The organism is Psychrobium sp. 1_MG-2023 (assembly GCF_030689115.1).
Classification (GTDB): domain Bacteria; phylum Pseudomonadota; class Gammaproteobacteria; order Enterobacterales; family Psychrobiaceae; genus Psychrobium.
Genome location: NZ_JAUYVJ010000035.1, coordinates 1 through 13573, shown reverse-complemented (window position 1 = coordinate 13573; position 13573 = coordinate 1). Strand labels below are relative to the sequence as shown.

At 43.2% G+C, this 13573-nt stretch carries 12 protein-coding genes and 4 tRNA genes; 15 read left to right on the top strand and 1 reads right to left on the bottom strand.

From position 1 onward, the window contains the following. Positions 1-61: 61 nt before the first annotated feature. The 5 genes from Q8W26_RS15555 (at position 62) to Q8W26_RS15535 (ending at position 5486) form a co-directional block, all read left to right on the top strand. Positions 62-2092: a TonB-dependent receptor gene (locus Q8W26_RS15555; RefSeq protein ID WP_101215645.1), complete on the top strand. Its 2031-nt coding sequence runs from the start codon at positions 62-64 to the stop codon at positions 2090-2092. A 116-nt stretch (positions 2093-2208) separates the two neighbouring features. Continuing rightward, the gene (locus Q8W26_RS15550) at positions 2209-3045 is read left to right on the top strand and encodes a MipA/OmpV family protein (protein ID WP_101215646.1); all 837 of its coding nucleotides are present in this window, start codon (positions 2209-2211) and stop codon (positions 3043-3045) included. Then, positions 3035-3460, top strand: coding sequence for a DUF3019 domain-containing protein (locus Q8W26_RS15545; RefSeq protein ID WP_101215647.1), 426 nt, complete (start codon positions 3035-3037; stop codon positions 3458-3460). Before Q8W26_RS15550 ends, Q8W26_RS15545 begins: the two co-directional genes overlap by 11 nt. Positions 3461-3476: 16 nt before the next feature. Continuing rightward, positions 3477-4181 (top strand): response regulator transcription factor, encoded by a 705-nt coding sequence (locus Q8W26_RS15540; RefSeq protein WP_101215648.1) that lies wholly within the window; start codon positions 3477-3479, stop codon positions 4179-4181. A 3-nt stretch (positions 4182-4184) separates the two neighbouring features. Continuing rightward, positions 4185-5486 (top strand): ATP-binding protein, encoded by a 1302-nt coding sequence (locus Q8W26_RS15535; RefSeq protein WP_101215649.1) that lies wholly within the window; start codon positions 4185-4187, stop codon positions 5484-5486. Between the two features lie 16 nt (positions 5487-5502). On the opposite strand, the gene metJ is transcribed toward Q8W26_RS15535, so the two are convergent. After that, entirely contained in the window at positions 5503-5835 is a 333-nt protein-coding gene (gene metJ, locus Q8W26_RS15530; protein ID WP_101215650.1) for a met regulon transcriptional regulator MetJ, read from the bottom strand. A gap of 278 nt (positions 5836-6113) precedes the next feature. Here metJ and metB point away from each other — a divergent pair, with 278 nt between their 5' ends. From metB to Q8W26_RS15480, 10 genes are all read left to right on the top strand, one after another. After that, on the top strand, positions 6114-7277 hold the full coding sequence (metB, locus tag Q8W26_RS15525; protein WP_101215651.1) for a cystathionine gamma-synthase: 1164 nt from the start codon (positions 6114-6116) through the stop codon (positions 7275-7277). A gap of 32 nt (positions 7278-7309) precedes the next feature. Further along, positions 7310-9712, top strand: coding sequence for a bifunctional aspartate kinase/homoserine dehydrogenase II (metL, locus tag Q8W26_RS15520; protein ID WP_101215652.1), 2403 nt, complete (start codon positions 7310-7312; stop codon positions 9710-9712). A gap of 126 nt (positions 9713-9838) precedes the next feature. Continuing rightward, the gene (gene murB / locus Q8W26_RS15515; RefSeq protein WP_101215653.1) at positions 9839-10864 is read left to right on the top strand and encodes a UDP-N-acetylmuramate dehydrogenase; all 1026 of its coding nucleotides are present in this window, start codon (positions 9839-9841) and stop codon (positions 10862-10864) included. Next, complete coding sequence (gene birA, locus Q8W26_RS15510; RefSeq protein ID WP_101215654.1) at positions 10857-11840, top strand: bifunctional biotin--[acetyl-CoA-carboxylase] ligase/biotin operon repressor BirA; 984 nt, start codon at positions 10857-10859, stop codon at positions 11838-11840. The genes murB and birA overlap by 8 nt, the downstream gene beginning before the upstream one ends. Beyond that, positions 11837-12586 carry a type III pantothenate kinase gene (locus tag Q8W26_RS15505; protein WP_101215655.1) on the top strand — a complete coding sequence of 250 codons (750 nt, stop codon included), beginning with the start codon at positions 11837-11839 and terminating at the stop codon, positions 12584-12586. The genes birA and Q8W26_RS15505 overlap by 4 nt, the downstream gene beginning before the upstream one ends. A 119-nt stretch (positions 12587-12705) precedes the next feature. Next, positions 12706-12781: transfer RNA gene (locus Q8W26_RS15500), tRNA-Thr, on the top strand. A 29-nt stretch (positions 12782-12810) separates the two neighbouring features. Beyond that, positions 12811-12895 (top strand) — tRNA-Tyr (locus Q8W26_RS15495). A 43-nt stretch (positions 12896-12938) separates the two neighbouring features. After that, a tRNA-Gly gene (locus Q8W26_RS15490) sits at positions 12939-13013 on the top strand. Positions 13014-13022: 9 nt separating this feature from the next. Beyond that, a tRNA-Thr gene (locus Q8W26_RS15485) sits at positions 13023-13098 on the top strand. A 188-nt stretch (positions 13099-13286) separates the two neighbouring features. After that, positions 13287-13573, top strand: a 287-nt coding sequence (locus Q8W26_RS15480) for a GTP-binding protein (RefSeq protein ID WP_305473742.1), incomplete at its 3' end; no start/stop codon positions are given.

The window sequence follows — 13573 nt, the reverse complement described above, 5'->3', positions numbered from 1 at the left end:
CAACGGTATCCAACACGGGTTTGTAGCACTATAGCGCTATACCAACTATACGGATATCAAGATGAAAACTATTACCACACTGACTCTCACGGCTTTAGCTATTTCAGGTGCTTTACAGGCTAAAGAGCAAAGCGCTAACAAACCTGTTGAAGTGATTGAAGTGCAGGGACAACGGAATGCGCCTTTAACCGAGGTTTCAGTGCAAACTCAAAAACTGCTCAATGTGGCAGGCATTGATAATGATCCACTCAGTGCGGTGTTTAGCTTGCCGGGTGTGGTACATAGCGGCGGCGATCATGGCGGCGAGCCGGCGATTCGCGGCTCTTCACCGGAAGATAATGCGTTCTTTATTGATAATATGCCTGTGGATTATATTTTCCATATTTTTGGTGACAGTATTTTTAATAAAAATGTGGTGCAAGACTTTTCGCTTCATTCGGCCGCGTTTGGCAGCGAATACGGTAATGCCACGGGTGGTGTGTTTGATGTGAAACTACGCGCACCTCGTAACCAAGACATTACAACGACGGTCGATGCTAGCTTATTAAAAACCGGCATCATGGTTGAGGGTGGTTTGGCAGAAGATCACGCGTTTTATATCTCATATCGCCGCAGTTTAATTCACCTCTTCTTGCCTGAAGGAGAAGAGGAAGATGGATTAACCATTTTTGAAGCCCCACAAAGCGATGACTATCAGGCAAAGTATCAATGGCTGATTGGTAACGATCACCGACTCACCTTTACTGCATTAGGCGCTAATGATATCGCGGGTATTAATATTTCAGAGGCTTCCGAAGAAGGACGGCTCGATCCGGATAATGTGGGGGACTTAGAAATCACCACAGGGTTTGATAGCCAAAGCTTGGTGTGGGACTATTTTGGCGATCACAGTCAGGTGTTGAATGTGGTCTTGGCTCATAGCAGCGAAAGTGTGGTGCAAAACTATGGTGAAGGCCAATACATTCGTAATGATGAAGAAGAACTAAATTTCCGTGTTGCCTATCAAGTGGATATAGGTAATGACCATATCTTAAGCACCGGGGGCAGTGTCGAACGCGTTGAGGCGGATTATAGTTACGATGTTATTCCGTATTTTTGTACTGACCATGACGCAGATTGTTCAGCGAAGAAAGGCGAGCGTAGACAGGATAAAGATGTGTTAACCATGGTGAACTCAGCTTTTTATATTAAAGATAATTGGGCTGTATCAGCCAATGTGGAGCTTGAGATAGGCGCACGTGCGGAATATAACGATTATACCGAACAAAGCTTTGTTCATCCGCGTTTAGCCGCATTTTGGTATGTCAGCGATGATTTGAAAATAACCACTAAGGCGGGTCGATACAGTCGTTTTCCTGACATTGATACAGTGTTACGTAAGTTAGGTAACCCAGAGCTTGATGCGCCCACGGCGACTCATTATTCATTAGGGGCTGATTATCAAATCAATGATATATGGCAGACGAGTATCGAGGTTTACCATAAAGATCTTGAGGATATGGCATTGTCGCTTGATCCAGAAACGGACATTGAGCAGCGTCGTTATAGTAATGATTTATCAGGGACGGCTTCAGGCGTTGAATGGGTGGTTAAGCGTGAACGGGAAAATGGCTGGTATGGATGGGCGTCGGTGAGTTGGTCGCAAAGTGAGCGTACAGATGAGTTAACTAATATTACCAAGGACTATCATTTAGATACGCCGCTATTAGGCAATGTCGTCGCTAATTATCAGCTGAATGAACGTTGGGACTTTGGTTTACGTTATACCATCCGTAGTGGTGCTCGATATACGCCAATTATTGGGCTGCGTGAAAACCCGGATCATCCTAATCGCTTCCTCGCTAATTATGGCGAGCTTAACGCTAAAACATTGCCCGCTTATCAACGGTTAGATTTGCAGGCAAATTACAAAACAACTATTTTTTCTCACCCAGTTGAATGGCAGTTTGCATTAATTAATGCCCTTAATAGCGACAATGTATCTGGTTATTATTATGCCGCCGAAGAAGGAGATAGTTTAACTAACTTTAAGATCGAAGGTGAAGCCGATATTGGGATGTTTCCATCGATTGGTTTGAGCACACAATTTTAGTACTCGGAAGTAGAGTAATTTCTTACAAATTATAAACAATTTTAAGATAGGGCTTAGTTTAGATATTTGATAGTATTCTTGGCAGATTTTTTGGTGACTTCAAGGACGATACCATAATGTTAAGAATGCTATTACTGGCCGTAATTCTGGTATGGCCTCAACTGGTTAATGCCCAGACAGAGCAAGAATCAACAGAAGAAGAGCGCGGTTTTCAGTGGGAGTTGATCGTTGGCTTGTCGGCGGTGTATAACCCGACTTTTTTGAGTGATATTGAGCTAACAGATATCGATGATTTTATCGATATTTCGTTGCTGGTTGATGTTTCTTATAAAGATTTTTACATTCGTTCTAATCGACGTCGTGCGTCATTATATAGTGGCGAAATAGGCTACTTGTTACATGAACAGTCTGACTGGGCTATTGATTTAATTGTAAAAAATTATGTGGTTGGCTTTGATCCGCAGTCGATTGAACGCCATCACTCTGTACCCATACCCAAATATACGACATTAAATGAACGCCTTGCGGGCAATGGTATTGGCTTACGGTATTCATACTTTCAGGATGAGGCTATTTTTCATCTTGATATCGCCTCTTTACACCCCTCGATAGGGCAGAACAGCTGGGTGATTGACAGCTTTTATAGTTACTTGATCCCCTATCGTAATTGGGATGTTTATTTAGGAGCTGGCGCCACTTATTTTTCTGCCTCGACTGTTGATTATTATGTTGGTGTATCTGAGGAGGAAACTTCAGATATTTTGCCAGTCTACCGAGCCGGAGATGGTATTCAGCTTGAACTTGAAGCCTTTGCGATGTATCCCTTATCGCAAAATTGGTCATTTAATATGGGGCTGACCAATACGTTTTTGTCCAAGAATATCTCCCGCAGTCCGATTGGCATTAGGGAGCATTTCTCTGAACTAAAAATTGGTGTGCGCTATGTGTTTTAGCCGCTACCTCAAGCTGTTGAGCTTAGCTAGTGCGCTTAGTGTCGCAACAGCACATGCCACAGAGAGTGACCCTGTGTTAGAGGCTGTTGAAAACTCTTCAGTCGTCACCTTTGATGCGTTACCGAGCAAGTGCATTGCGCTGAGGCAGGGGCGAGAATGCTTTACGACCATTAAACTTAAAGTGAAGTTAGCGGCTCTAGGTCATTATTGTGTTTATCAAAATAATGTCGCTAAGCCATTAAGCTGTTTAGGAGATACACTAGATCAAACCTTGACGATTGAGTTTGAGTCGAGTCAAAAAGTGAGTTATTCACTCGTTAATCAACAATCTAAAAGAGTGATAGGTGTGGCCAATGTGGATGTTGGTTGGGTTCATAAAAAAACATCAAGAAAGCGCCGCTGGCGTCTTTTTTAGTCACTAAAGGAAACCTATGTTAAATCATGGTCATGTATTATTAGTTGAAGATGATGTCACCTTAGCTGATTGGGTGAAAGAGTATCTAGTCGAGCAAGCGTTTCAAGTGACGCATGTTGAGCGTGGGGATCAAGTGATGGCTACTTTTGAATTATGTAAGCCTGATATTGTGTTACTTGATGTGATGCTGCCTGGTGTTAATGGTATTGAGGTTTGTCACTTAATTCGTGAAGTATCAACGGTGCCAATCATTATGTTGACTGCCCGTGCTGATGAGTTTGATGAAGTCATTGGTTTGGAAGCAGGTGCTAATGATTATGTGATAAAGCCTGTTAGACCTCGCGCGCTGCTGGCACGGATTAAAAATAATCTAATCGCGGTCACGGCGCCTCAAGCAGAACAAGTGGAACTTAACTTTGGGCAACTTGTTATTAACCAGCAATCGAAGCGAGTGGTGTATCAAGGTAATGAAGTTGAACTGTCGACTAATCTGTTTTCTTTTTTATGGTTCTTAGCCAGTCAGGCTGGGCAAGTTGTCGAACGTGATAATGTGTTTAAAGCGTTGAAGGGGCGTGAATATGACGGTCTTGATCGTCGTTTTGATGTGATGTTATCGACATTACGAAAAACCTTCGGTGACGATCCGCAAAACCCAAAAAAGTTTAAGACTATCTGGGGTAAGGGCTATTTGTTTGTCGAAGATGCTTGGCAAGAGCGCTAACTAATGCGCAGATTGTATTTTACGATTATTGTGACTGTGCTTGGGGCGTTGTTTGCCACTGGGTGGGGGCTCGACCTCTTGGTGGATCATAATTCGGAACAAGAAGCTCAGTACACTAGCGAAGTGGTGGTTTATCAGAAGTTAATTAATGGCTTAAGTGAACAACTCAATCCACTGGAGGATAGTCAGCTTGAGGAGGCGGTTATTCGACTTGCGCAACATTTTTCAAGTCAATTAAGCCTTGAGTCAGCCGACAATGTGGCACTACCAAGCTCTCTCGCTCTGCAACTGTCTCAAGATGGCGGGTTGTTAATCGCGTCCGATCAGGGTGCTTATTTGCTCAAAGCCATTACAAACCATCCTCATAAATTACTACAACTTTCTTTGCCTAGCGCCGAAGATGATAATCATCAGTTTGATTTATTGTTGACCTTGTCGCTTTATTTAGGGGTGTGTCTGATTATTGTGTTGTGGTCACTTCCTCTAACAAGACGTTTATTTTTGCTCACCAGTGCTTCTAAAAAGTTTGGTCAAGGTGAGTTGTCGGTGCGTATTCCTGATAGCCGTTTTTCTTATATTCAGCAGCTTGAGCATAGTTTTAATGATATGGCTGATCAAATTGAAAAGCTGATGGCAGATAATAAGATACTAGCGCGTAGTTTATCGCATGATATTAGAACGCCATTAGCTTGTTTACGTTTTGGGGTCGAGGCGGCGTTAGACTGTTCTAATAGTGAAAAGAAAGATCAATATATCTCACGCATGGAAAGCGAAATAACCCGAATGGAAGAAATGACTGCCGCATTTCTAGAATATGCAGGAATGGAGCGTCAAGTAGGCAGCTTAAAGCTTAAGTCACTTGATTTAAATGAGTGGTTGCAGGTGGCGATTGAAGATGTTGTGAATTTATCTTTGCAACAGCAAGTCACGGTGGAATTAAATGGCACGCAAACGCCAACGTTTGCACAGATTGACCCACAATGGTTTTACCGAGCCTTGCAAAACTTATTAGCTAATGCGATTGATTATGCTGACTCCACAGTGTCAGTAACTTTGCAGTGTGATAAGCAGCAACTTAATATTTTGGTGGAAGACGATGGTCCCGGAATTGCCAATAGCGATCTAGAGCGAGTGTTTGACCCGTTTGTTAGACTTGACGCGGAACGCTCGCGGGAAATGGGGCATTTCGGTTTAGGCTTAGCGATTACGGTAAAAATAATGGATTGGCACCAGGGGTGTGTTTCCGCTAGAAGTAGCAGCCAATTGGGCGGGGCATGCCTTTGTTTAACGCTACCTTTGCGATAGCGTTATATGTCAATTGCTAGTCTTCTTTTTCGGTATCTGCTAAGTACTGCTCTAGAGTCCCTAACTCTTCCATTAGCTCACGTGCCGCTTGTGGAATTGTACTAGGTTTATCTTTTGCTAAATCACTATCTTCTGGCAATGGCTGCCCTGTGTAAGCATGTAAGAAGGCTTCACACAATAATTCACTATTGGTGGCATGGCGTAGGTTATTGACCTGACGGCGTGTGCGTTCATCAGTCAGGATCTTTAATAGCTTTAAAGGCACTGAAACGGTTACTTTCTTTACTTGCTCGTTCTTTTTGCCGTGCTCGGCATAAGGACTGATATATTCGCCATTCCAGACAGTCATGAAAACACCCTATTATATTGATCTAAACGCTGTGAAAGCTCTTTATAACTCGCTATATTGACGCATGTATTATAAAAAGCATGCAGATTTTAACGGTTGAGCGAATACTGTCAAATTTCTTGTGGTTATATTTGCTTTTTAATGACGTTTATTTCACTTTTTATTTTAAGATAGACGTCTAAACATCTTGACGTCTTTTTTTAGATAAACTAAATTAGCCATCTAGACATCTTTATATCCTAGCTGTACCTTAAGTCAAGCTTTTTGCTGGAGGATTTATGAACAAATTTGGGTCTGAAACTATCGCTGTGCGCGGTGGTATTGATACTGACACGCAACATGGCGCGGTTGTGCCACCGATTTATCTTTCTAGCAATTATACTTTTAAGGGCTACGACGAACCAAGAGAGTATGATTATGCGCGTCGTGGTAACCCAACCCGTAGCCAGTTAGCAAAAGCCTTAGCCGACCTTGAAGGCGGTGCTTACGGCGTGATGACGTGTACGGGCCTTGCAGCGATTACCACTGTTATTCAATTGTTATCCCCTGAAGATACTTTAGTGATTCCGCATGATTGTTATGGCGGTAGCTACCGGATGTTTGATCATCTTGAGCGTCGTGGATTATTTAAGCTGGTAGTGGTTGATCAAAACGACCAAGCTGCCTTAGATGCTGCGATAGCGCTTAAACCGAAAATGGTGTGGATTGAAACACCGAGTAATCCGCTATTACGTTTAGTTGATGTCAAAGCGATTGCGGCGCAAGCCAAAGCTGTCGGTGCTTATGTTGTTGTTGATAATACCTTCTTAACCCCAATCTTACAGCAACCATTAAGTCTAGGTGCAGACATTGTATTGCACTCTTGTACCAAATATATCAATGGCCATAGCGATGTTGTCGCTGGCGCGATTATTACCAAAGACCATCAACTGGGTGTTGACCTTGATTGGTGGGCTAACTGTATTGGTGTGACAGGCTCGGCATTTGATAGTTACATGGCGATGCGAGGTCTACGTACCTTGCCTGTACGTTTGAAGCAACATCAAGAGAGTGCAGCGACAATTGCCGCATTTTTAAATGAGCACCCAGCGGTAGCGAAAGTCTATTACCCGGGCCTTGAAGATCATCCGCAACATGAGTTGGCTAAATCACAACAACTGGGTTTTGGTGCGATGTTAAGTTTCGATCTTGCGGGTGATATTGAGCAAAGTAAGCTGTTTGTTGAAGAAATTGGATTATTCTGTCTCGCGGAAAGCTTAGGTGGCGTTGAGAGTTTAGTGGCACACCCTGCAACAATGACTCACGCAGGTATGGAAGAGAGCGCACGTATTACAGCGGGTATTAGTAACAGCCTGATACGTCTCTCAGTTGGCTTAGAGTCTGTAGATGATTTGATTCAGGACTTGTCACAAAGTTTAGATACGGTTTTAGCGTCGCTTTAATCGAACGTTTTTAAAGTATTGAGGAATAAGACATGAGTGTAGCGAACATTCAGGGTAGCAAGCAAAAAGCTGCTTTACATAAGTTTGGCGGAAGTAGCCTAGCCAATCCAGCTTGCTACACTCGTGTTGCAAATTTATTACTAAGCCACAGTGACAGTCACGATTTAGTGGTGGTTTCTGCGGCAGGAAAAACCACGAATAAATTATTACGCCTGACGGAGCTTGCTCAGCAAGGCTATGATTACTTGCCATTGGTCGGGCAATTAAAACATTTTCAACAGCAGTTGGTAAACGAGCTACTTTCTGAGCCGCAATCACTGTTAGAGTTGCTAGATGATGACTTTGCTGCGTTAGCGCTGTGGTTGGCGCAAACAGAAATTGATTTATTTACCGCTAATAAGATTGTTGCTTGTGGTGAGGTGTGGTCTTCACGTTTATTAGCAGCTTTATTATCACAACTGGGTCGTGAGGCGGTTGCTTTTGATACGCGTGACTTCTTAGTCGCACAAGGTGTCGTCACACCGATTGTGGATGAGCAGCAGTCAGCGCAAAACTTAGAAAATTTAAGTCAAGGCTACCTCGCTTTTCAGCGTGTTTTTACTGGTTTTATCTGCCGTGATGAAGTGCACAATACATTATTACTCGGTCGTAATGGTAGTGATTATAGTGCCACCTTAATTGCTAAATTGGCTGGTGCTGGCGAAGTTAATATCTGGACTGATGTTGCTGGAGTGTATAGTGCTGATCCTAACTTAATCAAAGAAGCCGCACTTATCGAAGAGTTAAGCTTAGCTGAAGCCGAAGAGTTGGCACGTTTAGGCAACCCTGTGCTTCATCGCCGGACTTTACAACCATTAGCACAAGATAAAATTGCGCTGCGTGTACGCAGCAGCTTTGAGCCTGATGCTGCCTTTACTGAAATTGGTAAACGGTTAGGTCATGTAGGTGATTGTATCGTCAATGGTATGGACAACGTGGAGCTTTATCATTTACCAGATAATGATAAGTCAGCAGCGCTACTAGAATCATTGCCACAGCATGGCTTTTTTCCGCTTGTGGCCACACGTCATAGCAATAAATTGTTACTGGTAATGGCTAATGAAGTAGCACAAAGCTTTGAGGGACTGTTAAACGAACATCGAAGTATTAATTGGACACGCCAATCGGATGTTGGCTTAATCTCATTACTCGATGCTGGCGTGTCGTGGTATCGTAAGCTGTTTAATAAGTTACTGGCAAAAGAGTCGTTACTGCCTGTTGTTCTTTCTGACAATGGGTTAAGTTTGAGTGCAATCGTACCGGCTAAGCGAGTGAATATTCTTGCTTATTTACTTCACCAAAAGATTTATACCCCAGCTAAGCGTGTGGGCGTTGTATTATTGGGTGCAGGCAATATTGGTCGTTGTTGGCTTGATGTATTTAACCAAGAGCAGCAAAAACTTGAGCAACAACTCAACGTCCATTTACCTGTGGTAGGTATTGTACGTTCTAGTTCAGCCCTAATCGACTTCTCTGGGATTAAACTTGACGAATGGCAGGCACGTTACCAGCAGCAGAGTCAGGTATTTGATACGCAGAATCTATTGTCATTATTTGAAAACAACCCACTTGATGAAATTGTGATGTTAGATATCACGGCAGATCAGGGTGTAACGAACCTCTATCCACAAATTTTAAGCAGCAGTTATCATTTGGTCAGTGCAAACAAGTTAGCAGGTTCTGGCGCCAATGAGTTTTATCAAGCGATAAAACAGGCTAGTCATAGTCATAACAGCAAATGGCTATATAACGCTAGTGTGGGTGCAGGTTTACCGATTCAATATGCAATCAATGACTTACGACGTAGCGGTGACGCAATACAAGCAATTAGCGGTGTCTTCTCAGGAACTTTAAGTTGGTTGTTCCAGCATTATGATGATAGTGAGCCTTTCTCCCAATTACTGTTACGTGCTTTATCTTTGGGGATCACTGAACCAGATCCGCGCGATGATCTTTCAGGCAAAGATAAGCAACGTAAGCTATTAATTTTAGCGCGTGAGTCTGGGTATGAGTTGGACTTACACGATATAGAGCTTAATTCGATGGTGCCTGATGTCTTAAGTGATATTGATTTAGAACAGTTCTTGGCACGTGCGGGTGAGCTCGATGAGCTGATGTCGGGGATGTATCAACAGGCTAAAGCTAAAAATTGTGTCATTCGCTATGTGGCAGAGCTGATCGTTGAGGGTGACAAGGTCAACGCAAAGGTTGGTTTACAGCAATTAGCCAACGATCATCCGTTTGCGGCATTAACACCTTCTGATAATGTATTCTTGGTCAAGAGTCAGTGGTATCAAGATAATCCACTGATCATTCGTGGCCCTGGAGCGGGTCGTGAAGTTACAGCCGCTGCAGTGCAGTCTGACTTGGTACAAGTGATTAAGGACGTCGCTTAATTACAACGGTCTTACTTATTCTCCAGCATTGATAGTGATGCTGGGGAAAGCTCACCCTGCTTGTTCCTGTTAAATTCAGTTGTTTTAATTTACACTTGCCAGTGATTTTATTGAAAAGATACTGATATGCCTTGTCACTCCCTACGCGACTTAAATACCTTACAACTTGAGGTTAATGCCCAGCATTATGTTGCGATTACTTCATTACGACAACTGCGTGAGCTTTTACCTTGCTCTGAGCCAACGCTTATATTAGGTGGTGGTTCTAATGTCCTCTTTACTCAAGACTATGAAGGTATGTTATTGCATAACCAGCTACGTGGAATTGAGATCACAGAATGCGAAGACTATTACCATTTAAGTGTCGCTGGTGGCGAGAACTGGCACGATTTAGTGATCTATTGCGCTGAGCAAGGCATTGGTGGCTTAGAAAATTTAGCGTTGATCCCAGGAACAGTCGGCGCTGCTCCTGTGCAAAACATTGGCGCTTACGGTGTTGAATTGTCCGATGTATGTCGTGCCGTTGAGGCTTTTTCTTTAACGAGTGCTGAGCGTAAGACCTTTTCAAGCGAACAATGTCAATTTGGCTATCGTGATAGTGTGTTTAAAGTTGAGCGTGATTGGTTTATCAGTCGTGTTGATTTTAAACTCGCCAAGCATTGGCGGCCTCAACTAGGCTATGGGGAGTTGCAACGCTGGGGGCAGCAGTTAGGATTGGATCTAAAACCACTCGATGTGGCGAAGCAAGTGATTGCGATTAGGCAAAGTAAACTACCTAACCCTAAAGTCACTCCTAATGTTGGAAGCTTCTTTAAAAACCCTGTGGTTGATAAAGCAATCGCTTCAGCATTACTGTCACAATATCCGACAATGCCAAGTTATCCTGCAGGAACACAAACTAAGCTTGCGGCGGGTTGGTTAATAGATCAGGTTGGCCTTAAAGGGTTCACTGTCGGTGGTGCTGCGGTACATCAACGACAAGCGCTGGTGCTCATTAATCAATTTCAGGCTACTGCAACAGATATTGTGCAATTAGCGCATATTGTGAGAAACAAGGTTGAACAGCAGTTTAACGTGAGGTTAGAACCAGAAGTGAATTTTATCGCGCAATTAGGTTATAGCAATTTGGACGAGGTGCTAAGCGATGTTTAATGCGACAACCCAAAAAATATTATCGACCATGGCCGCAGGACAATTTTGTTCGGGTGAAGAACTCGGGCAGTTATGTGGTATTAGCCGCGCAGCTATCGGCAAACATATTCAAGCTTTACAACAACTGGGCCTCGATATTTATTCGGTGACGGGCAAGGGTTATCGCTTAGCGACACCGATTACGTTGTTACAGCAGGGAGAAATATCACGCTTATTAGGTGATAACATTGAACATCAAGTGGCGGTTGAAACAGTCGTTGGTTCAACCAATGAACTGATTAAAGATAAGATTAAGCAAGGGGAGTTAATAAGCGCGGCTTCGGGTTATACCGTCTTTGCTGAAGCACAAACGGCGGGACGAGGACGTCGAGGTCGTACATGGGCCTCACCGTTAGGAGCAAGCTTATATTTCTCGATGCATTGGCGTTTTGAGCAAGGTATTAGTGCCACCATGGGCTTAAGCTTGGCAGTAGGCATTGCTTTGAGTGAAGCCTTAGTCGAGCTAGGTGTGAATGAGTTAGGACTCAAGTGGCCTAATGATGTTTATTATCAAGGCCGTAAGTTAGCCGGTATTTTAATTGAGCTCGAAGGGCAGGGCAGTGATAGTTGTGACATCGTAATAGGTGTTGGTATTAATGTGCAGTTGCCTGATTCGGTCACTGAACAAATAGATCAACCTTTTGCCGATCTCGCTCAGACTGGAATTAACCTCGATCGTAATGTTATTGCTGCAACTATCTTGCGTCATTTGATGCAGGTAATGAATACCTTTGAGCAAAGAGGTTTTAGTGCGTTTGTTGAACGTTGGAATGTGGTGGATTGCTTTGTGGGTACCCCAGTTAACTTATTAATTGGTCAACGTACTATCAGTGGCATTTCTCGAGGGGTAGACGCACAGGGTGGCATAGTGGTTGAATCCGATGGCGAACAGCAAACCTATTACGGCGGTGAAATTTCGTTGAGAAAGCAGCAATGATTAAATTATTAATAGAGATAGGTAATAGCAAACTCAAAGCTGCGCAATTACACCTTGATGCGAAGGGTGGCATTTCGGGTATGCATTATTTAGGTAGCTTTACTGTTAAAGATTTTTGTCATCGCCCTCCGCAACAAGATATTGGAGCTGTTGATCAGATTATTTACTCAAATGTGGGTGCTAAGCAAAACTATCACTTGATAAAAGCTTTAGCACGTAAGTTACGGGTTCGGTACCAGCAGGTGTCGAGTCCAAGTTATGCGTTTGGTGTAACTAATAGTTATAGCCCAGCAAAAAACTTAGGCATTGATAGGTGGTTGGCATTTTTAGCGGCTTATAAGGACGCATTAAAGCCAGTCGTGGTCATTGATATTGGTACGGCGATGACCGTTGATGTGGTTGATGCTGATGGTAAGCACCTAGGTGGCTGGATTAGCCCAGGCTTTCGTTTAATGAACTTAGCGCTAACTGAGCACACCGCGTTAGTTAAAAGCGGTGGTCACCACGGAGAGGAACTTACGTTTGGTAAGCATACTAAATCCTGTGTGCAAAACGGCTGTCGCGCTGCTTTATCGGGAACGGTGCTTTATGCCATTCAAAAAGCCAAAAGTTTGTTTGATGGTGATATAGAGCCTCAAGTCTACTTAACTGGGGGTGGAGTTAATCATTTACCACCAGAGATTCGTGAATTAGGGCTAAATCGTCCGCATTTGGTGTTAGAAGGTCTCGCGCTGTATGTTAATTAATCCGATTGGTTTTAATTTGACCGTAAGTAAGCCTTTTTTCAAAAAAAAGTGATTTTTTTACAAAAAGTGTTTGCATTGCTCAAACCAAATCACTAGTATACGCACCACTGAAACGGAACGCCGACATAGCTCAGTTGGTAGAGCAACTGACTTGTAATCAGTAGGTCCCGAGTTCGACTCTTGGTGTCGGCACCATCTGTTTCAATTTAGAAGTAAAAAATTCTGGAGGGGTTCCCGAGTGGCCAAAGGGAGCAGACTGTAAATCTGCCGGCTCAGCCTTCGGTGGTTCGAATCCACCTCCCTCCACCATTTTTCTAGATTGAGATAGCCATAAGTTAAAGTAGAGTTATTTGCGGGCATCGTATAATGGCTATTACCTCAGCCTTCCAAGCTGATGATGCGGGTTCGATTCCCGCTGCCCGCTCCAATATAAGTTGCTGATATGGCTCAGTTGGTAGAGCGCACCCTTGGTAAGGGTGAGGTCCGCAGTTCAAATCTGCGTATCAGCACCATTCCATTTCTTTACTCTTTCTTGATATATCTCATTCTTTTAAAAAATAATTAAATAAAGTTAAAAATTTATGGTTAGAATCAAATATTCTACTATAAGTTATTTTACTCTATTGGTATTATACGCACTGAAAACTAAACGCATGTGGTTCGATTACCACCTGTATTATCATCTGGATGAGGCTATATCATGTCTAAAGAAAAATTTGACCGCTCCAAGCCGCACGTTAACGTTGGTACTATCGGCCACGTTGACCACGGTAAAACAACTCTAACTGCTGCTATCACTAAAGTATTAGCAGAAACTTACGGCGGTGACGTAAAAGCATTCGATCAAATCGATAACGCTCCTGAAGAGAAAGCACGTGGTATAACCATCTCTACTTCTCACGTTGAGTATGATACTCCAACACGTCACTACGCACACGTAGATTGTCCAGGTCACGCCGATTACGTTAAAAACATGATCACTGGTGC